This window comes from Shimia fortis, from assembly GCF_040225985.1.
In the GTDB taxonomy this organism is placed as follows: domain Bacteria; phylum Pseudomonadota; class Alphaproteobacteria; order Rhodobacterales; family Rhodobacteraceae; genus Shimia.
In genome coordinates this window covers 63,793-82,437 of sequence record NZ_JBBPEU010000004.1, presented here as the reverse complement: position 1 = coordinate 82,437, position 18,645 = coordinate 63,793, and the positions used below count along the sequence as shown (strand labels likewise).

Here is an 18,645-nt window from a genome sequence, read left to right as displayed (position 1 = left end):
AGGCTGTCGCCCATCGGTGCGGGCCTAGCCCGCTTCTCTGGTTGGGCCGGGCCGCGCCGATGGCACGGCGAGGGGCCAGCCCCTCGCGCCCAAAGCCCGCTGGGCTTTGACCGCTCACCCCGAGGTATTTGCCCCCAAGAAAAAAGATCAGAGGTCGAACCCGACATAGGGCAGGTAAGTGACAGGCGTGCCTTCCGTGATTTCGCAGGCGCCGTCTGGCAGCTCGACAAGACCTTCGGCCCAGGACAAACCGCTGATGCGTCCCGACCCTTCCGAAACGAACACCTCGGCACGGCCATCGCGCAAGCGGGCGCGCAGGTATTCGCGGCGGCCGGGCTTCTTGGCCTTGGAAAACGCCGCCGGCACTGTCAGGCGCAGGGGCTGCCGCCAGCCTGCCCCGGCCAACACCCCCATCGCGGGCCTTGCAAAGATCAGCGTGCAGACCATCGCCGCCACCGGATTGCCGGGGAGGCCGAAGACAGGCGCGCCATTCCAGACGCCCAATGCAAGTGGTCGACCCGGTTTGATCGCCATGCGCCAGAGCGTCATGGAGCCGCTTTCGTTCAACAGGGCCGACATGTGGTCCTCGTCTCCCGCTGAGGCACCGCCGGAGGTGAGGATCATGTCCGCAGATTGTGCGGCCTCGTCCAGAAACCCGCGCAGGGCATCGCGCGCATCAGGCGCTCGGCCCATGTCTATGGGATCAAACCCGAAACGGCGGATCATCGATAGCAGCAGGGGACGGTTGGCGTCGTAAATCTGATCCGGCCGCGCACTGTCACCGGGTTCGGCCAGTTCGTCCCCTGTCGAGACCACTGCCACACGCAGACGTTGGCGCACCGGGATGTTCGACACGTTGGTTGCAGCCAGCAAGGCCAGATCCGCGGGACCAAGGCGGCGACCCGCGGGCAGAATGCACGCGCCCGCTTCCACATCTTCGCCCGCGCGGCGCGTGTTCGCGCCTTTCTTCAAAGGGCCGTGAAAAGCGATGGCCTGTCCGTCGGTGGACACGTCTTCCTGCAGGATGACGGTGTCGACCCCTTCGGGGAGGGTGGCGCCGGTCAGGATACGCACCGCGTGCCCGCGTTCCAGCGGGTGCCCGAGTGGTTGCCCCGCCGCGCTGCGCCCCGCCATGAGCGGCAGGGATTGTGGGCCAGCGCCGGTGTCGGCGTGACAGAGGCCATAACCATCCACCGCGCTGTTGGGTTGGGGGGGATTGGCGCGATTGGCGTGAATATCTTCGGCAAGAATACGATCCAGCGCGGCCGAAAGCGGCACGGATTCAACACCGGTGACCGGAGAAAGGCGGGCACGCAGTTCTGACAGGGCCTCGTCCACCGGTGTCCAGTGGGTCCCGGCGGGCAAGGCAAAGCAATCATCCTTTAGCGGCGGTGGAGTCAGGGGCACAGGCCAGTCTCCTTCAGGATAAAGTCCGCGATAGCCGCTGTATCGTCGAGCGGGAACTGCGGACGGTCAAGGTCAAGCGGCGTATCCGTGGCAACCGCACGGATGGTGGGGTCGCCGGGTGCGATCAATGGATTGGCCGCTGCGGCGCGCCAGGCTTCGATCTTTGGGTGGGGCTCGCGTTTGTACCCTTCGACAAGGATCAGGTCGACCGGGGCCATCTGATCCAGCAGGGTTTGCAGGGAGGGCTCTTCTGCGCCGCGCAGCTCGGTCATCAGGGCCCAGCGGTTTTGCGAGGCCAGCAGAACCTGCCGGGCGCCCGCCTCGCGGTGGCGATAGCTGTCGCGACCCGGCTGATCCACATCGACAGCGTGATGGGCGTGTTTCAGGGTCGAGATCGTGAAGCCACGGCGCGTGATCTCGGCCACAAGTCGCTCCATCAAGCCGGTTTTACCTGCGTTTTTCCAGCCGGTGACGCCGTAGATCCGCATCACCCTGCCCCCTTGGCAATTTCGCGGGCACGGTCGAGGTCTTCGGGGGTGTTCACGTTGAAAAACGCTCCGTCTTCAAAGGCCGCCGTGGCCGCGCCGTGGCGGTCTGTCCAGAGCACCACCTTGCGCACACCCGAGAGCAGCGACTGGCGCAGGTCATGGCGCAGGGCGACAGGCCAGAGGCCAAAGGTCGGGTGGCGCCGACCGCGCCCGTCTTCCTGTGTTCCGGCCAGGGCAATGGGGGTATTGGCAAGCCCGGCGGCGCGGGTCAGGCGCGCCACAAGATCACGCGGAAAGAACGGCGTGTCCGCGGCAGCAGTGACAATGGTCTCGGCCCCCTGCTCGGCGGCCCAGTCCAGCCCGGCCAGCACGCCGGCCAGCGGGCCGGGATAGTCTGGAATGGAGTCCGGCAGAACTGGCAGGCCAGTATGAGCAAACCGGTCGGGATCACCATTGGCATTGAGCGCCAGACCGTCGGTTTGCGGCCCCAGTCGTTCGATCACATGGGACAGGATCGGCTTGCCCGCCAGAAGATGCATGCCCTTGTCGCCACCGCCCATGCGGGTTGCCTGTCCACCGGCGAGGATCACTCCGAGAGGTTGGGTCATTTGGTTTCTGTGCCTCCGGCAGGAGTGTTTGGGAAAAGGTGAAACATGGGTCAGCTTGCCGATTTGCGGCGATGTTTCTTGTCTTCGACGGGCACCGAGGCCGGATCGACATCACGCAGCAGCCGGTCATTGCCAGAAAGACAGACAAAGCGTTGCCCACGCATACGCCCGATCAGGGTCAGGCCCACCTCACGGGCGATTTCAACGCCCCACGCGGTAAAGCCCGAGCGTGAAGCCAGAACGGGGATGCCCATCATTGCGGTCTTGATGACCATTTCGGAGGTCAGCCGACCGGTGGTGTAGAGGATCTTGTCATCCGCAGGGGTGTTCGTGTCGAACATCCAGCCCGCAACCTTGTCCACCGCGTTGTGCCGGCCCACGTCCTCCATATAAACCAACGGGCGCGGGCCCTGACAGAGAATCGTGCCGTGAATCGCCCCCGCCTCGAGATAGAGCGACGGGGTCCGGTTGATCTTGTGCGCCAGCGCGTAAAGGTCCGAGGTCTTCACCGTGGTGGCAGGCAGGATCACGTCCTCGAGCCCCTCCATCATGTCGCCGAACACGGTGCCCACGGCACAGCCCGAGGTCCGGGTCTTTTTCTTGAGCTTTTCCTCGTGGCTGGTCTCGACCTCGGTGCGCACGACGACGGTTTCAAGTTCTTCGTCGAAATCGACGCGCGTCACCACATCGGTGTCGGCCAACATACCCTGATTGCGCAGGAATCCCAGCGCCAGATATTCGGGATAGTCGCCAATGGTCATAGCCGTCACGATTTCCTGCGCGTTCAGGAAGATGGTGAGCGGGCGTTCTTCGACCACCGAGATCGTGGTCTCGGTGCCGGTGTGATCCACCCCCTGCACGGCGCGGGTCAGGCGCGGCGCGGTCGGGTCGGGGGCGATCAGATAATCCTGCGGGTCTTGTTGCGTGGCCAATTGCATCTCCTGTCGATCGGCTTTAGGCCTTTCCATGGGAGCAATCTAGGGAAAGTTCATGGCCTCCTCCAGTGTGAAATCCGCCTATTGGAAAGGTGTGCGCAACGGCATGCCTTTTGTGTTGGTGGTCAGCCCCTTTGCCCTGCTGTTCGGGGTCGTGGCCACCGAGGCGGGTCTGAACGTTTTTGAGACGATGGCCTTTTCGGTCGTCGTGATCGCAGGCGCGGCCCAGTTCACCGCGCTTCAACTGATGAACGAAAACGCGCCGACCATCGTGGTGCTGGCCTCGGCGCTGGCTGTGAACCTGCGCATGGCGATGTATTCGGCCTCTCTCACACCCTATATCGGCGCGGCGCCGATGTGGCAGCGCGCGTGGGCGGCCTATTTCACCGTCGATCAGGCCTATGCCCTGTCGATCATCGAATATGAAACCCACCCGAAAATGACGGTGCCCGAGCGGATCGCCTATTTCTTTGGGGTGGTTACGCCGATCTGTCCGAACTGGTATCTGTTCACGTTGGTAGGGGCGCTGGTGGGCAAGTCCATCCCGCCCGAACTGGCGCTGGACTTCGCGGTGCCGATCACATTTCTGGCGATGATCGGACCAATGCTGCGCACCGGGGCGCATGTTGCTGCGGCGATGGTATCAGTGGCGCTGGCGCTGGGGTTCGCGTGGGTGCCCTATAATCTTGGGCTGATGATTGCGGGCATCGGCGGGATGATCACCGGGGCGCAGGTGGAACTCTGGACCGAACGCAAGACCAGATCGGAGGAGGCGCCATGATCGATCGCGTGGAACTCTGGATCGTGATTATCGGCATGGGGCTGGGCAGTTTCGGACTGCGCTTCATGTTCACCGGCTTTATCGGGGATAGGAACCTGCCGCCTTGGGTGCTGCGCCATCTGCGCTATACCGCCGTGGCCGTCCTGCCAGGGCTCGTGGCGCCGCTGGTGATGTGGCCCGCCGCGACGGGGGGGCAGCCCGACATGCCGCGACTCGCCGCAGCCACGGTCACATTGGGGCTGGGTTACGCCACCAAGAATGTCATCATCGCGATCTGTGCAGGCGCCGCAACGCTGTATCTTGGGCTGTATTTACAGGGATAATCAGCCGTTCTGCTGTTTGGCGACAAGTTCAGCGTTGTATTCGCGCAGAACTTTGGACTTGTCGTCGTCGTCATATTCATAAAGGGCCGACGAGGTCGCGCCTTTCTTGGCAAACGCCTCGGCAAGTTTGTTCGGATAATAAGTGACGGGGATATCCTCGAACCCCGGCAGGGATTTCAGGATCTCCGACGTGCTGCGCGCACAGTTCGCCTGCGGCACTGCGCCGTTGGTCATCACCTTGCGCAGGGCGAGCTCTGCCGTCTGCGGAGGCACGTCAAGTTCCTGAACAATCACGTGGAACGACTTGCGCGCATGATAGCGCGTGTAGAAATCCACCCGTTCCGGCGTCATCCCATAGACGACATCGCCTTTCGACACGATCTGGTCGGCCCGGAAATTTCCGGCCGGATCAAACGCCACCCGCTGCGACGCGTTCACCATGAGGGATGTGTGTGCCCCAGACCCGGTTTCGTTGCTCACCATCGTGAACAGGGTCAGGCGTGGAGGGCCATCATGTACATAAGCCGCCTGCGCGACCTGCGCATCCGTGTGGTAATCCTTGTTGACGGCACAGGCCGACAGAGAAGCAGCCACAAGACAGGCTGCCCCAAAACGGATCAACGTCTTCATGGGATGGCCCCCAATACCGGCCAGATCAGCCGTTCACAATCGCGATGAAAATCAGGAGAGCAATCGATCCCGCCGCCACATAGGTCGAAGCCTTGATGAAGCCAGCAAAAGTTTTTTCCTGAACGTCGATGTTCATCGAGCCGTGTTTATATTCAGCCATTTCGCGTTTCCTCGTGCAATCTTTCCCGATGGATAACGGATTCGTAAGCGCCTGTCACCACGTCAATGGCGCGCAGGGTGCACTGGGGTGTTCAAATTTTCGCCAAGCGTCAATCCGCTGGGTCCGGCCCGGACTCTGACAACACCGGAGCCTCCAGGTTTGCCAACAAACGCGCCAAATACCCGTTCAATTGCTCTACCTCCTGCTCTGAGAACCCCTTGAGCAGCGCCCGTTGCCGCGAAAGGGCTTCGGAGAGGATGCGATCGTGCAGAGCTTGCCCCTTATCGGTGAGCGTCCATGCCTTGCGGCGCGCATCGCTGTCGGCGCTTTCGGCCTGCACAAGACCTTGCGCGTGCAGCCGCGAGAGGCTGCGGCTGACGGCCCCCTTGTCGATGCCGATAGTTCGGCTGGCCTTGGCCACACTGGAACCGGGCGCGCGAGTCAGCATGACCAGCATCCGCCAGTCCATCGCCCCGATCCCGAACCGGTCCTGATAGTCGCGCGCCGCCTGACGTGTGAAACGGTTTGCGGCAAAGGTCAGCATGACCGTGGTCGAACGCGAAAAACTTAGCGTGCGCGCCTCGGTTTCGGGCACATCCACAAGGAACAGGTCATCAGGCAGGTCCGTCGTGTCGTTCATCTGCGTGTCCTTGCTTTTCTTCAGTCTAGACCTCATGTGTTGACATGACAACACGCGACATGCTGTAGTTTCTGTTGTCACGTCAACACGTTGGAAAGGACCCGTGATGGCACAGGCCCCCGCAGTTGCAATCGACCCCCATGTGTTTTGGGAAGACCCTTATCCGGCGCTGAAAGTCATGCGGGATACCGCGCCAGTCGTCTATGTGCCCCAGTTGGATGCCTATCTGATCACGCGGCGCGACGACATTTTCGAGAACGAGAAAAAGATCGACATCTTTTCCTCGGACCAGCCCGAGGGCCTGATGACCAAGCTTATGGGGCAGAACCTGATGCGCAAGGACGGGGCCGCCCATATGGCCGAGCGCAAGGCGATCTTTCCGTCTGTTTCACCGAAAACGGTCAAAAATGTATGGAAAGACGCTTTTGAAGACTTCACCGACCGTATCCTGACCGAACTGCATCCGCTGGGACAGGCCGACATGGTGGGCGATATCGCCATGCGCATCTCGAGCGAGGCGCTGCGCATCATCACCGGCTTGACCAATATGACATGGCAAGAACTGGACGCCGTGAGTCAGGGCATGATTGATGGCTGCGCCAATTATGCCGGCAACCCCGAGGTCGAAGCCCGCTGTCACCGCGCCACGGCCCAGATCGACCATTGCATTGACGACATGATCCCGGTTCTGGCCGCAAAGCCGGATCATTCCCTTTTGTCCGTGCAACTTCAGGCTGGCCTGCCAGACGATCAGATCCGCGCCAATGTTAAACTGGCCATTTCCGGCGGACAGAACGAACCCCGCGACGTGATCGCCGGATTGACTTGGGCCCTTCTCACCCATCCCGACCAGATGGCATTGGTCCAAAGCGGCGCAGTGACGTGGATGCAGGCCTTTGATGAATATGCGCGCTGGATGTCGCCTGTGGGGATGTCGCCGCGTCGCGTGGCAAAGGCGTATGACCTGCACGGCATTTCCCTGCCGCCCGAGGCGCGGGTGTTCCTTATGTTCGGGGCGGGGAACCGCGATGAAAGGGTGTTTGCCAACCCCGACGCGTTCGACCTCACTCAGGACTGTTCCGCCTCAATCGCCTTTGGCGCGGGTCCGCATTTCTGTGCCGGGGCTTGGGCATCGCGGTGTCTCATTGCCGAGGTCGCCATGCCGATGATTTTTGACCGGATGCCGGGCCTGCGCCTTGACGGCCCCACCCGCATTGGCGGATGGGCCTTCCGTGGCCCGCTTGAGATGCCCGTCGCGTGGGACACCTGAGCGGGTCGCCTATTTCGCGGACTGTTCCAGATCAGCCGCCAGCCGGAACCCGATACGGGTCGGGGCCTCTTCCTCGGCCGGTTTCGGCAGGGCACGCAGCATCACCGAAAGCTGGCTCACATGCTGCACAAGCTGGGTTTTTACACCCATGCTGTCGGTACCATAAAAGGTGATCATGTCGGGATCAAAGAACCCCATTCCCTCGATACGCAACACACCGGTATCCCCACCGGCAAAGCCCATCGCGACCTCGTGTTCGTTGTCGAGCTGTTGTTCGAAATTCTGGATGTAAAGGATCAGCCGCTCATAGGCCCATTCCGCCGGGCTCTTCTGGGCCACGGGTTTCTGAGACACCGCTTCGGGCACGTCCTTGCACGGTTCGACATTCGGGTCGGCATGTACCTCGTGCCGGCGCGGTAGAACTTCTGCCTCGGCCGCTTCGGCAGAGGTTTCGATCTGATCACCCATGGGTCTTATCCCTTACTCTATCCGTTGCCACAGCCACGCCCCGTCCTCGCGGCGGGTCCGGCTGATTTTTCCAACATGATAGAGATGGTTCAAATGGGCAACCGCCTCGACCAGCGCCAGCCCATAGGCCGACCCCTCGATATTCCGCTTGAAGATCGGCAGGAAACACTCGCCCCCCGTCTTGGGGGTATCGAGATGATCGAGCAAGCGCTCCAGCGCGCCGTGGTGATTGTCGACCAGTTGTCGCATACGGGTCGGCAGACCGGTAAAGGGCAGTTTATGCCCCCCCAGCACCAGATGCTCGGGCCGTCCCAGCTTGGCCAGACGGTGGCACGCTTCCATCCAGTCACCCACCGGGTCGGCGTCAGGTTCGGTCGCGTAAACCCCGATATTCGAGCTGATTGAGGGCAGGATCTGGTCGCCCGAAATCACGAGATTGTCATCCCGGCTCCAGAAGGTCAGGTGCTCGGGCGCGTGCCCGTTGCCAATATGCACGTCCCAGTCACGCCCGCCGATTCGCACCACGTCATCCTGCTTGATGCGCCGATAGCCCACCGGCATCGGATCCACGACATCCGAAAAATTGAAGGGGCGTTCGCTCGCCCTTTGTTCAAAGACCGCCTCGTCCATGCCACAGGCGCGATAAAAGGCCATGGTCTCTTGCGTCGGCACTGCCTGTTCGTCCAGCTGCAACATCCGCGCGAACAGCCACGCCGTGCGCGACGTCCAGAGCGCCGCGCCATGCACCGTCTGAAACCATCCGGCAAGACCGACATGATCGGGATGGTGATGGGTCACGATCACCCGCGTGACCGGTTTGCCCGCCAGCGGCCCTTCCAGCAGTTTCTGCCAGATGCCTTTGGATTTTTTCGACGAAAACCCGGTGTCGATCACCGTCCAGCCATCGCCATCATCAAGCGCATAGACATTCACGTGATCCAGCGCCATCGGCAGGGGCAGCCTCATCCAGAGAACCCCCTCGGCCACCTCGATGGCCTCGCCATGTCCGGGGGGTGTTTCCCAAGGATAACGAATGCCGTTTGTCTTGTCTTGTGTCACGCGGTCAGGTCTTCCGGGCTAAGGGCATAGAGATCCTCCGCTCCTCGCACGGCATGGGCCAAAAGGCCAGTATGTTCGGGCAAAAGGCGGGTGATATAGAACCGCGCCAGCTTGGCGCGCGGGCCATAAGTACCCTCGCCCATCGCAGCGCGCAGGTGGTAATGCGCCCCCAGAACACGGGCAAACCCCTTGAGATACGGCACCGATCCGGCAAACCGGTCATTCAGGTCGCGCTGCGCCACAAGCCATTCGGTGGTTTCTCGCAGCGTCTCTGTTGCCTCCCAGACCGGCTCGGCCAGTTCAGGAAACCGCGCGCGAGCCTCCTCGGCATGGGTTTCGATTTCTTCTAGCAGAGCATAGGCCGCCTCGCCGCCATCCATCAGTTTGCGCGCCACGAGGTCCATCGCCTGAATCCCGTTGGTGCCCTCGTAAATCGCGGTCACACGCACATCGCGGGCGAACTGCGCCGCGCCGGTTTCTTCGACGAACCCCATGCCGCCGTGAATCTGGATACCCGCATCCGCCACCGCGATGCCGGTATCCGACCCGAACGCCTTGGCAATCGGCGTGAGGAAAGCCGCCCGCGCGATCTGGTCCTTGTCGCCGGTCGCGGTGCTCATGTCGATTGCCACGGCACATGCCAGCGCAATGGCCCGCGCCGCAAATGTCTCGGCCTTCATCGTGGCCAGCATCCGGCGCACGTCCGCATGGTCAATGATCGTGCCTGTGCCGTTCTGGATGGGCGAACGTCCCTGCGTCCGGTCCAGCGCATAGGCCAGCGCGTGTTGATACGCCCCCTCTGCGATTCCGATCCCCTGTGCGCCCACGCCCAGACGCGCATTGTTCATCATGGTGAACATGGCGCGCATCCCGTCATGTGGTGCCCCGACCAGCCATCCTGTCGCGCCGTCAAACTGCATCACCGCCGTGGGCGAGCCATGCAGGCCCATCTTTTCCTCAAGGCTCACTACCTTGAGGCTATTCGCCTGCCCCGGCGCGCCGGTTTCGTCCGGCAGGAGCTTTGGCACCAGGAACAGGCTGATCCCCTTGGTCCCTGCCCCTCCATCCGGCAGACGCGCCAGCACAAGGTGACACACATTGCCGGTGAAATCATTGTCGCCCCAACTGATATAGATCTTCTGGCCAGTCACGGCATAGGTGCCATCACCGTTTGGTTCGGCCTTGCTACGCAGCGCCCCCACATCCGAGCCCGCATGTGGTTCGGTCAGGTTCATGGTGCCCGACCATTCCCCGCTCACCAGCTTGGGCAAATACAGCGCCTTGATCTCGTCGCTGGCGTGATGCTCCAGCGCCTCGATCTGCCCTTGGCTCAGCAAAGTGCCCACGTTGATTGCCAGACAGGTGGAGGACATCATGTCATTGACGGCGGTGCTGACGGTCTGGGGCAACCCCATCCCCCCGCTTTCAGGTCGCGCACTGGTGCCAAGCCACCCGCCTTCGGCGAGTTGCGCATATGCCTCGGCAAATCCCGGCGAGGTGCGCACCTTCCCGTTTTCCAGAACGGCGCCTTCCAGATCGCCATTGCGCTGAACTGGATACAGCACCTCTTCACACATCTTGCCGGCCTCGGTCAGGATCGCATCCACAACGGCACGGTCGGCCTCGGCAAAGAGGTCGGTCGCGCTCACACGATCGAAATCGACGACATGGTCGAACATGAACTGGAAATCGGCAACGGGGGCACGATAGGGCATGGCACTCTCCGGGTGTTGCGGCTTGGCTTTGGCGGGCCGCGCTTGTATGCAGGTTTAACCGCCATGGTAAGGGCTGCACAGACCCGACCAAAGTGAAACGCAGCGTAACGGGAAGGCCCGCGTGGATACAGAACGTCTCTTGCCGGATGATGCTGGATATGACCGGGCCAGCCAGATTCTGCACAAAGGCGGGTTGGTCGCCTTTCCCACCGAAACCGTTTATGGGCTTGGCGGAGATGCCCGCAACGACATGGCCGTCGCGCGTATTTTCGAGGCCAAGGGCCGGCCCCGCTTCAACCCGCTTATCGTGCATGTCGACTCGCTCGAGACCGCGAAACGTTACGTCACATGGACCGACACCGCCGACCGGCTGGCGTCGATCTTCTGGCCCGGGCCGCTGACCCTTGTGCTGCCGCTGAAAGACGATACCGGCCTGTCCCCGCTGGTCACGGCAGACCTGCCGACACTGGCGATCCGCGTGCCGGAACACCCGGTTGCCAACGCCCTTCTGCGCCGTTTCAACGGCCCAGTTGCGGCCCCTTCGGCCAACCCGTCCGGCAAGATCAGCCCGACCAAGGCCGACCATGTCTCCAAGGGTCTCTCTGGCCGGATCGAAGCCATTCTTGACGGCGGCGCCTGTGGCGTCGGCCTTGAGTCAACCATCGTCGGCCTTGCCGACACCCCCACCCTGCTGCGCCCGGGGGGACTGCCGATCGAGGCCATCGAAGCCGCCCTCGACACAACTCTCGAAGTGCACAAATCCGACGATCCCCTTTCCGCCCCGGGACAGATGTCCTCGCACTATGCCCCCAGCGCGGGCATTCGGCTGAACGCCACCGATCTGGCCGATAATGAAATGCTTCTGGGGTTCGGGGCAGTCGGCGAGGCCACGATGAACCTTTCGCCCTCGGGCGATCTGACCGAAGCCGCCGCCAACCTGTTCCACCACCTTCACATGATGGACGCTCTTGGCCCCGAAGTGATCGCGATTTCGCCTATCCCCGACCGTGGACTGGGCCGCGCCATCAACGACAGGCTGCGCCGCGCCGCCGCGCCGCGTCCCTAACGCGGCCATTCCTTTTCTTGGGAAAAAATACCTCTAGCGGTCCCTGCCGTCAGGCGCGGCCCGCCGTGGCAGACAGGCTGACCGGATCAATCCCCAGCGACCTGATCGCCTCGCTCCAGACCTCGCTGTCCGCAGTGGCAAAGACAAGCGCCTGCGTCGGGTCGGCGATCAGCCAGCCGTTATCGGCGATCTCGGATTCAAGCTGCCCCGGCCCCCAGCCACTGTAACCCAGCGCCATCAACGCCGAGGACGGCCCCCCGCCTGTGGCGATCTCTTCCAGAATGTCTAGCGTTGCGGTCATAGAAAACCGCCCGTCAATCCGCATCGACGACAGGTCCGAATGATAATCGGGCGTATGCAGCATGAACCCCCGCCCAGGTTCGACCGGACCGCCGAAATACAACCCCGCCTCGGACACGTCCTGTTCGCCCTCGATCGACAGTTGCTTGAAAAGGTCGGTCAGGCTGATGTTCTGGATCGGTTTATTTACGATCAGCCCCATGGCACCCTTGGCAGAGTGGTCGCACAACAGGACAACAGAACCTGCAAACCGAGGATCGCCCATGCCGGGCATGGCAATCAGGATCTTGCCGGTCAGATTGAGATCGTTGTCTTCACCCACAGACGCCATCGCGGTCTCCTTGCTCCTGCTTTCAAGATGAGGACCGCCCCGACATCGCGCAAGTCCCATTGGGCGAATTGGTGGCAAAACCCCGTGATTGACGGTGGGCGTTGTAACATTTGCCACATATTATCTCGCCCGAATGTGAATTGGCATTTGCCACGCGATTGCCCATGTAGGGGATATGACACGCAAGACCTTCGCCTCACTATGTCTGGCCCTGACCATGGCCCTGCCGGCATCGGCGCAATCCTATGACCGGGTTGTGCAGGCCGAGGTGCTGCCAGGCTGGCGGATGGAGGACGGGCACCACATGGCCGCGATCCGTATCACGCTGAACCCCGGCTGGAAAACCTACTGGCGCGCGCCCGGCGACGCGGGGATCCCGCCGCGCTTTGACTGGCGAGGGTCCGGCAACCTGCGGAATGTCGACATCACGTGGCCGACGCCCGAGGTCTTTGACCAGAACGGCATGCGTTCGATCGGCTATGCACAAGAGGTGATCCTGCCGCTGCGCATCGCGCCCAAGCGCGCGGGCAAACCGGTAAAGTTCAAAGCGCATCTGAATATCGGCGTCTGCCGCGATATTTGCGTGCCGCAGGACATCAAAGTCACGGCCAGCCTGCCGCCCGACGTAACCAAACGTGACCCCCGCATTGCCGCCGCCATGGCCGAACGCCCCCTGTCCGAAACCGAAGCTCATGTGCACAAGGCCACGTGCCGCCTGTCGCCGACAACGGACGGGCTGCGGATCGAGGCGCGCCTGCAGATGCCCAGTGCTGGCACCCCTGAACTGGCTGTGATCGAAACCGACAACCCGCAAGTCTGGGTGGCCGAGGCCGAGACCCGTCGCGAAGGCGGCACTCTGGTCGCCACGACCGAGATGATGCATGTCGGCGGTGAACCCTTCATGGTCGATCGCTCGGGCCTGCGCTTTACCGTGATCGGGTCACGTCAGGCGGTCGATATCCACGGCTGCACGTCAGGCTGACCGGCGTCGCCGCCCCATCACCACCGCTAGCGCGCCCACCACATAGGCGGCCAGCGAAATAGCTGCGGCCCCGAATATGAACCAGATAAGCACCATACCCGCCGAGGCATCGGCCAGCGCAGGAACAACGGCCGATACGGTCGGCGGAACCGTGCCATTCAGGGCATAGGCTCCGATTGATCCGGCTGCCCACAATGCCAAAGCCCCTGCCGTCACCAGAATCCCCAACTGCAGATCACGGGCCCGCATGGCGGTCCGTGCCGCCGCGATCTGGCGCGAGATATCGGCCTGAATCGCCATCAGTGCCGGCACCACCAGCAACACAAGCAGCATTCCGAAGCCAAGACCATAGACCAGCGTGATCACCGTGGGCTTCAGGAACTGCGCCTGTTGTGACCGCTCCATCAGCAATGGCGCGAGGCCCAACACTGTGGTCGCCGTGGTCAGCATCACCGGGCGCAGACGGTCCGCCGCGCCGTCGATAATCGACGGCACCAACCCGCGATCTTGCGCGTAGTCATCCACGGTACTGACCAGAACGATCGAATCGTTGATGATGATTCCCGTCATCCCCAACAGCCCGACCACCGTGAACATCGACAGTGGTACGTCGTGCATATAGTGGCCGTAAATTGTTCCGACGAGGCCAAACGGCACAATGGCCATCACCACAAGTGGCCGCGTCCAGCTTGCAAACACCCAGGACAGAACAAGGTAAATCCCGGTCAGACACAGGATCAATCCCGTTCGCGCATCGGACAGGAACGTATCTTCCTGCTCGGAAAGCCCGGCCAGTTGGAACTCGATCTGGTGACGGCTTGCGATTTCGGGCAGGATTTCATTGCCCAGTAATTCTTCGATCACGGCGGCGCGGTCGGGATCGTCCTCGGAAATCTCGCCGGTGACACTGACCACACGGATGCCGTTTTCCCGCCGCACGGTGGAAAAGCCGGTCCGACGCTCGACGCTGACCAGGTCGGCCAACGGCACATATTCGCCCGCCGGTGTGCGCATTTGGCTGCCTTCCAGGAAGGCGGCGTTCAACTCGCCAATTGGCAGTTCAACCCGGATCGACGCGCTGCGCGGCCCGTCCGGATAAGTTGCGGCCTCAAGCCCGTTCAACCGATGGCGCAGCACCCGCCCAAGGCCGTCAATCGTGAACCCCAGAGCACGCCCCTGTGGCGTGAGGTCAAGGATCAACTCTTCCTTGTCATAGGCCAGATTGTCCTCGACACCGGACACCTCGGGAAAGACTGCCACAGCAGATTTGAGGTCTTCCGCCGCAGACTTCAGGGTTTCGGCATCCGCGCCGTAGAACTGCACCGACAGGGAATCGCCCCCCGGACCGGAACGCCACCCACGGAAGCTGACGGTTTCGACGAGAGGATGCCGGTTCACACGGTCCTGCAACTCTCCGACAAAAGCAAAGCTGGAATAGGGGCGCAGGTCCGCGTCGATCAGTTCAATCGTCAGCCCGCCCAATAGATCGGGGTCCAGCGTATCAGACCCGGCAAGGCTGCGTCCGATATTGCCTCCGACCGAGGCCATCACGAACTCAAGCGGATTGGTGCCGTGACGTGTTTCGTATTCGGCCCCCAACTCTTCCGCGGCGCGCTGCATTTCGCGCATCATCGCAAGGCTGTCTTCGCGCGTCGCGGTGGGCAGCATGGCAAAGTTGCCGGTCACGGTGCCCCGCTCGGGCGCGTTGAAAAAACGCCATTTCACATCGCCATTGATGAACAACGTCACCTGCGAGGCCAGCACGACCACCGTCAGCGCAAGAACTGGATAGCGTGCCCAGATCACCCCCCGCATCAGGCGGCGGAACACCACATCGCGGAACCAGCGGAAGCCGCGGTTCACGATGCGGCTCGGAATGTCGTACCAGTGTTCCTTGGCGGTGTGGTGCAGCGCGTGGGCCATGTGGTTCGGCAGGATCAGGAAACATTCGATCAGCGACGCGATCAGCACCACGATCACGGTAAACGGAATATCCGCGATCAGGTCCCCAAAGCGCCCGCTGATCATGGTCAGCCCGAAGAAGGCGATCACCGTGGTCAGGGTGGCGGCAAAGACCGGCATGGCCATGCGCCGCGCGGCATTTTCGGCGGCCACCATCGGGGGTTCATTCAACCGGCGCGCGCGAAAATCGGCATGTTCCCCCACCACGATGGCATCATCCACGACAATCCCCAGCGTGATGATCAACCCGAACAGCGAGATCATGTTGATCGTCAGTCCGAACGCATACATCAGCGCAATGCTTGCCATCATTGCCACAGGGATGCCCGCCGCCACCCAGATCGCCGTGCGGGCATTGAGGAACAGGAACAACAGCGTGACCACCAGCGCCAGCCCCATCAACCCGTTGTCTACCAACAGGTTCAGACGACTGGTAATCGCCTGCGCGCGGGTGCTGACCAGATCAATGGTCACACCCGGCGGCAGGGTAGTCATCATTTCTTCCGCGACCTTTTCAACCTGTCGCTGGATGGCGATGGCATCGCCGCTGGCGCTGCGGTCTACCCGCATCGAGATCGCCGGGTTCTCGCCAACGAAATAGGCCCGGTTGCGGGTGGTGCCTTCGACCCGCAGGTTTGCGACGTCGCCCACGGTCAGCTTGGTGCCATCGGGATTCGAGCGCAGTACGATGCCTGCGATCTGGTCCGGGGTGCGCTTTTCCACACCGGTGCGCACACGGGCATTGGCGCCCTCGACATCCCCTGCCGGATCGGCATCGACCTCGGCGGCGATGGCAGTTGCGATCTCGGCAATGGTCACATCATGTTTCATCAGGTCGACGGTCGCGACCTCGACCACGGTTTCGGGGGCCGCGACACCGCGGATCGTGACCCGCGTCACCCCTTCGCCAAACAGGCGCACGTTGAATTCGTCCGCGTAAAGGCCCAGCTGGGCGGCATCCACAGGGCCGGTGATGACCACATCGGTCACGCGGTCACGCCACGCTCCGCGCCGCACGGTGGGATCCTCGGCCTCTTCCGGCAGGGTGGTAACCGTGTCCACAGCGGATTGCACATCATCCGCAGCGCGCGCCATGTCCCAACCGGGATCGAATTCCAGCGTGATCTGCGCGCGCCCCTCGGTCGAGCGTGCCTCGGAACTTTCCACACCCTCGACGGCCAGCAATGTGGGCTCAAGCACCTGAACAATGGCCGAATCCACGTCCGAGGCCCCGGCCCCTTCCCAGTCAACGGTGACCGTCACGTTGTCGACCACCACATCGGGAAAAAACTGCGCCCGCATATTCGGGATCGCCGCGATCCCCGCAACGATCAGGATCACCAGCAAAAGGTTGGCTGCCGTCCGGTGGCGCGTGAAATAAGACAGCAGACCCTTGGTTGACGAAGGCAGGGCGCGCATCGAGGTTTACCCTCCCATCCGGGCCTGCAGGCGCTGCACCAGCCCCGCTGGCACTTGCGGCTGCGCCAGTTCCCCAAGAAGCCGGTCACGCATGTCGGCGGGCATCCGGGTGTTGGCCTTCACGAAGGCAATCATTCGGTCGCGCTCTTCATCGCTCAGCGTGACCTTATCGGGCGCTGCGACTTCGGCGGTCTCGCCCGCGATCAGCGGCTTGACCTGAATCCCCTGCCCCAGAAGCGGCGTACGCCGCGACACGATCAGCCGCCCGTCAAGATCTGCGCCCCGCACGATCACCGTGTCGGCCTGTCGCCGTAAAAGCTCGACCGGCAGGAATTCCAGCCGGTTTTCCTCGGTCACGGCCAGAACCTGACCGGTGGCATCAAGGGCCGTCGCTGGAAGTTCAACAACCCCGTCCATCGGCGATTCAAGCACATGTACGGTCACGAAATCCCCGGGCTTGAAGCCACCCGCGCTGTCGAGTTTCGCAAAAATCTGGCGTCCAGTCTGGCCTTCGCCGACAATGGCCCCTTCACGGGTCACGACGCCGCGGCTCACCAGATCCTGCCCGAGAATATCAAGGTCGACCGTCACCTCGGACGGGCGCAACGCGCCGTTTTCGTCCAGCAACCGCACATATTGCGGAGTCGAGACGCGGAAGCTGACCTCAAGCGCACCGGTATCGACAAGCGTGGCCAGCTTTTCGTTCACCGACACAAGCCGCCCCTTGACCACAGAGACCTCGCTCAGCGTTCCGTTGAAATCGGCGGTCAGCGTCGTGTCGTCCAGATCGCGGCGCGCCTCGCTCAGGGCGATGCGGGTGCGTTCCATCCGGGTCTCGGCCTGATCGCCCCGGGCTTCGGCCTGTGCCACGGCCTGGCGGCGTGACAGGGTCGCCTGATTGGCGGCCGCCAGAGCAAGTTCCGCCGCCTCGACCGCAGCGGATGTGCCCACACCACGCGCTTGCAAATCATTCTGCCGGTCCAGCGCCTTTTGCCGCAAGGCCACCTGCGCCTCGGCGGCTTTCAACTCGTCACGGGCCAGATCGAGCGAGCGAACTGCATCGCGCTGCTCCACCTCGGCATCCAGAAGATCGTTGCTTAGCCGCTCAATCGCATATTCCGCATCCGTAGGATCCACCTGCAACAGAACCTGCCCATCCGAAACCCTGCCGCCTTCGATGAAATCGTCGGAGATCTGAACGATCGTCCCCGCCGATTTGGCGCGCACTTCCAGGCTGCGGCGGCTCTTGATCTGGCCAAAGGCGATCAGTTCGGGTGTCACCTGCCCTTCTTCAGCGCGGATCACGTTCACGGCATAGACCCGCTCGCGCCCTTCGGGCTTGCGGTTCTCGCGCGCCATGCGGTCTTCGATCGCGCCATAGATCATTTGACCCGCAAAGATCAGCAACCCGACCGTCACGGCGAGCAGAAACAGCCCTGTCAGACTTTTTCTCAAGAAACGCATTCGCGGTTTTCCCTATTGGCGCACACAGAAGATCATATTGGCCTTTCAGACGAAAATTGCCAATCCTGCGGCCCTGATACGGGAATTTTCTCTACTTCCGTCGCAAATGTTCGTCCAAACGCGGAAAAATCTCGACAAAATTGCAAGGCAGGTGCCGGTAGTCCAGCTGATAGACCAGAATTTCGTCCCAGGCATCCTTGCAGGCGCCCGGCGATCCGGGCAGCGCAAACAGATAGGTGCCCTGCGCCACACCACCGGTCGCCCGGCTTTGCACAGCCGAGGTGCCGATCTTGTTCATGGACACGATGGTGAACACGGTCGCGAAGGCTTCGATTTCCTTTTCATAGACATCGCGATGTGCCTCGACCGTGACGTCACGCCCGGTCAAGCCGGTGCCCCCCGTCGTGATGATGACGTCGATCTCGGGGTTGGCGCACCAAGTCCGCAGTTGCTCAGCGATCTGGTCACGCTCATCCTGTAGAATCATCCGGTCGGCCAGAATATGGCCCGCCTTTTCGATCCGACCAACCAGCGTGTCACCGGATTTGTCCTGCTCCATCGACCGCGTGTCGCTGACTGTCATGACAGCGATACGAACGGGAATGAACTCTTTGTTTTCGTCGAAACGGGGCATCTC

General features: G+C 62.2%; 19 protein-coding genes. 5 read left to right on the top strand and 14 right to left on the bottom strand.

Annotated elements, in window-relative coordinates; all coding sequences use genetic code 11:
- Window positions 1–147 precede the first annotated feature (147 nt).
- Genes WNE31_RS08320 through WNE31_RS08305 form a run of 4 tightly spaced genes read right to left on the bottom strand, consistent with a single transcriptional unit; the run spans window position 148 to window position 3,441 of the window.
- Window positions 148–1,407, bottom strand: coding sequence for a molybdenum cofactor synthesis domain-containing protein (locus WNE31_RS08320; RefSeq protein WP_349979271.1), 1,260 nt, complete (start codon window positions 1,405–1,407; stop codon window positions 148–150).
- Window positions 1,398–1,895, bottom strand: a complete 498-nt coding sequence (gene mobB, locus WNE31_RS08315; RefSeq protein ID WP_349979270.1) for a molybdopterin-guanine dinucleotide biosynthesis protein B — start codon at window positions 1,893–1,895, stop codon at window positions 1,398–1,400. Before mobB ends, WNE31_RS08320 begins: the two co-directional genes overlap by 10 nt.
- Window positions 1,895–2,503, bottom strand: a complete 609-nt coding sequence (gene mobA / locus WNE31_RS08310; RefSeq protein ID WP_349979269.1) for a molybdenum cofactor guanylyltransferase MobA — start codon at window positions 2,501–2,503, stop codon at window positions 1,895–1,897. The genes mobB and mobA overlap by 1 nt, the downstream gene beginning before the upstream one ends.
- A gap of 50 nt (window positions 2,504–2,553) precedes the next feature.
- On the bottom strand, window positions 2,554–3,441 hold the full coding sequence (locus WNE31_RS08305; RefSeq protein WP_349979460.1) for a formate dehydrogenase accessory sulfurtransferase FdhD: 888 nt from the start codon (window positions 3,439–3,441) through the stop codon (window positions 2,554–2,556).
- Window positions 3,442–3,493: 52 nt separating this feature from the next.
- Between WNE31_RS08305 and WNE31_RS08300 the strand changes: the two genes are divergently transcribed.
- Complete coding sequence (locus WNE31_RS08300; RefSeq protein WP_349979268.1) at window positions 3,494–4,219, top strand: AzlC family ABC transporter permease; 726 nt, start codon at window positions 3,494–3,496, stop codon at window positions 4,217–4,219.
- Window positions 4,216–4,542, top strand: coding sequence for an AzlD domain-containing protein (locus WNE31_RS08295; RefSeq protein ID WP_349979267.1), 327 nt, complete (start codon window positions 4,216–4,218; stop codon window positions 4,540–4,542). The genes WNE31_RS08300 and WNE31_RS08295 overlap by 4 nt, the downstream gene beginning before the upstream one ends.
- Here the strand turns inward: WNE31_RS08295 and WNE31_RS08290 are convergent, their stop codons facing one another.
- The 3 genes from WNE31_RS08290 to WNE31_RS08280 form a co-directional block, all read right to left on the bottom strand.
- The gene (locus tag WNE31_RS08290; RefSeq protein ID WP_349979266.1) at window positions 4,543–5,172 is read right to left on the bottom strand and encodes a hypothetical protein; all 630 of its coding nucleotides are present in this window, start codon (window positions 5,170–5,172) and stop codon (window positions 4,543–4,545) included.
- A 25-nt stretch (window positions 5,173–5,197) separates the two neighbouring features.
- Window positions 5,198–5,332, bottom strand: coding sequence for an aa3-type cytochrome c oxidase subunit IV (locus WNE31_RS08285; protein ID WP_349979265.1), 135 nt, complete (start codon window positions 5,330–5,332; stop codon window positions 5,198–5,200).
- A gap of 109 nt (window positions 5,333–5,441) precedes the next feature.
- Window positions 5,442–5,972, bottom strand: a complete 531-nt coding sequence (locus WNE31_RS08280) for a MarR family winged helix-turn-helix transcriptional regulator (protein WP_349979264.1) — start codon at window positions 5,970–5,972, stop codon at window positions 5,442–5,444.
- Window positions 5,973–6,078: 106 nt separating this feature from the next.
- Here WNE31_RS08280 and WNE31_RS08275 point away from each other — a divergent pair, with 106 nt between their 5' ends.
- Complete coding sequence (locus WNE31_RS08275) at window positions 6,079–7,242, top strand: cytochrome P450 (protein ID WP_349979263.1); 1,164 nt, start codon at window positions 6,079–6,081, stop codon at window positions 7,240–7,242.
- Between the two features lie 9 nt (window positions 7,243–7,251).
- Here the strand turns inward: WNE31_RS08275 and WNE31_RS08270 are convergent, their stop codons facing one another.
- The 3 genes from WNE31_RS08270 to WNE31_RS08260 are packed head-to-tail and all read right to left on the bottom strand — an operon-like array spanning window position 7,252 to window position 10,484.
- Entirely contained in the window at window positions 7,252–7,710 is a 459-nt protein-coding gene (locus tag WNE31_RS08270) for a DUF6173 family protein (protein ID WP_349979262.1), read from the bottom strand.
- Between the two features lie 12 nt (window positions 7,711–7,722).
- The gene (locus tag WNE31_RS08265; RefSeq protein ID WP_349979261.1) at window positions 7,723–8,769 is read right to left on the bottom strand and encodes an MBL fold metallo-hydrolase; all 1,047 of its coding nucleotides are present in this window, start codon (window positions 8,767–8,769) and stop codon (window positions 7,723–7,725) included.
- Window positions 8,766–10,484 (bottom strand): acyl-CoA dehydrogenase, encoded by a 1,719-nt coding sequence (locus WNE31_RS08260; RefSeq protein ID WP_349979260.1) that lies wholly within the window; start codon window positions 10,482–10,484, stop codon window positions 8,766–8,768. Before WNE31_RS08260 ends, WNE31_RS08265 begins: the two co-directional genes overlap by 4 nt.
- Window positions 10,485–10,605: 121 nt before the next feature.
- On the opposite strand from WNE31_RS08260, the gene WNE31_RS08255 reads away from it, so the two are divergent.
- A complete protein-coding gene (locus tag WNE31_RS08255; RefSeq protein ID WP_349979258.1) occupies window positions 10,606–11,550 on the top strand; it encodes an L-threonylcarbamoyladenylate synthase in 945 nt (314 codons plus the stop codon).
- Window positions 11,551–11,599: 49 nt separating this feature from the next.
- Here the strand turns inward: WNE31_RS08255 and WNE31_RS08250 are convergent, their stop codons facing one another.
- Window positions 11,600–12,181, bottom strand: a complete 582-nt coding sequence (locus WNE31_RS08250; RefSeq protein ID WP_349979257.1) for a YqgE/AlgH family protein — start codon at window positions 12,179–12,181, stop codon at window positions 11,600–11,602.
- Window positions 12,182–12,356: 175 nt separating this feature from the next.
- Here WNE31_RS08250 and WNE31_RS08245 point away from each other — a divergent pair, with 175 nt between their 5' ends.
- Window positions 12,357–13,163, top strand: coding sequence for a protein-disulfide reductase DsbD domain-containing protein (locus tag WNE31_RS08245; protein WP_349979256.1), 807 nt, complete (start codon window positions 12,357–12,359; stop codon window positions 13,161–13,163).
- Here the strand turns inward: WNE31_RS08245 and WNE31_RS08240 are convergent.
- From WNE31_RS08240 to moaB, 3 genes are all read right to left on the bottom strand, one after another.
- Window positions 13,155–16,544, bottom strand: coding sequence for an efflux RND transporter permease subunit (locus WNE31_RS08240; RefSeq protein ID WP_349979255.1), 3,390 nt, complete (start codon window positions 16,542–16,544; stop codon window positions 13,155–13,157). The two genes, WNE31_RS08245 and WNE31_RS08240, sit on opposite strands and share 9 nt — an antisense overlap.
- A gap of 6 nt (window positions 16,545–16,550) precedes the next feature.
- Entirely contained in the window at window positions 16,551–18,008 is a 1,458-nt protein-coding gene (locus WNE31_RS08235; RefSeq protein WP_349979254.1) for an efflux RND transporter periplasmic adaptor subunit, read from the bottom strand.
- A 91-nt stretch (window positions 18,009–18,099) separates the two neighbouring features.
- Window positions 18,100–18,642, bottom strand: a complete 543-nt coding sequence (moaB, locus tag WNE31_RS08230; protein ID WP_349979253.1) for a molybdenum cofactor biosynthesis protein B — start codon at window positions 18,640–18,642, stop codon at window positions 18,100–18,102.
- Window positions 18,643–18,645: the final 3 nt, after the last annotated feature.

Bases quoted from the DNA above. Each gene is read 5' to 3' on its own strand.
- mobB (WP_349979270.1), bottom strand. From the start codon at position 1,895: ATGCGGATCTACGGCGTCACCGGCTGGAAAAACGCAGGTAAAACCGGC.
- mobA (WP_349979269.1), bottom strand. From the start codon at position 2,503: ATGACCCAACCTCTCGGAGTGATCCTCGCCGGTGGACAGGCAACCCGC.
- WNE31_RS08305 (WP_349979460.1), bottom strand. From the start codon at position 3,441: ATGCAATTGGCCACGCAACAAGACCCGCAGGATTATCTGATCGCCCCC.
- WNE31_RS08300 (WP_349979268.1), top strand. From the start codon at position 3,494: ATGGCCTCCTCCAGTGTGAAATCCGCCTATTGGAAAGGTGTGCGCAAC.
- WNE31_RS08295 (WP_349979267.1), top strand. From the start codon at position 4,216: ATGATCGATCGCGTGGAACTCTGGATCGTGATTATCGGCATGGGGCTG.
- WNE31_RS08290 (WP_349979266.1), bottom strand. From the start codon at position 5,172: ATGAAGACGTTGATCCGTTTTGGGGCAGCCTGTCTTGTGGCTGCTTCT.
- WNE31_RS08285 (WP_349979265.1), bottom strand. From the start codon at position 5,332: ATGGCTGAATATAAACACGGCTCGATGAACATCGACGTTCAGGAAAAA.
- WNE31_RS08280 (WP_349979264.1), bottom strand. From the start codon at position 5,972: ATGAACGACACGACGGACCTGCCTGATGACCTGTTCCTTGTGGATGTG.
- WNE31_RS08275 (WP_349979263.1), top strand. From the start codon at position 6,079: ATGGCACAGGCCCCCGCAGTTGCAATCGACCCCCATGTGTTTTGGGAA.
- WNE31_RS08270 (WP_349979262.1), bottom strand. From the start codon at position 7,710: ATGGGTGATCAGATCGAAACCTCTGCCGAAGCGGCCGAGGCAGAAGTT.
- WNE31_RS08260 (WP_349979260.1), bottom strand. From the start codon at position 10,484: ATGCCCTATCGTGCCCCCGTTGCCGATTTCCAGTTCATGTTCGACCAT.
- WNE31_RS08250 (WP_349979257.1), bottom strand. From the start codon at position 12,181: ATGGCGTCTGTGGGTGAAGACAACGATCTCAATCTGACCGGCAAGATC.
- WNE31_RS08245 (WP_349979256.1), top strand. From the start codon at position 12,357: ATGACACGCAAGACCTTCGCCTCACTATGTCTGGCCCTGACCATGGCC.
- WNE31_RS08240 (WP_349979255.1), bottom strand. From the start codon at position 16,544: ATGCGCGCCCTGCCTTCGTCAACCAAGGGTCTGCTGTCTTATTTCACG.
- WNE31_RS08235 (WP_349979254.1), bottom strand. From the start codon at position 18,008: ATGCGTTTCTTGAGAAAAAGTCTGACAGGGCTGTTTCTGCTCGCCGTG.
- moaB (WP_349979253.1), bottom strand. From the start codon at position 18,642: ATGCCCCGTTTCGACGAAAACAAAGAGTTCATTCCCGTTCGTATCGCT.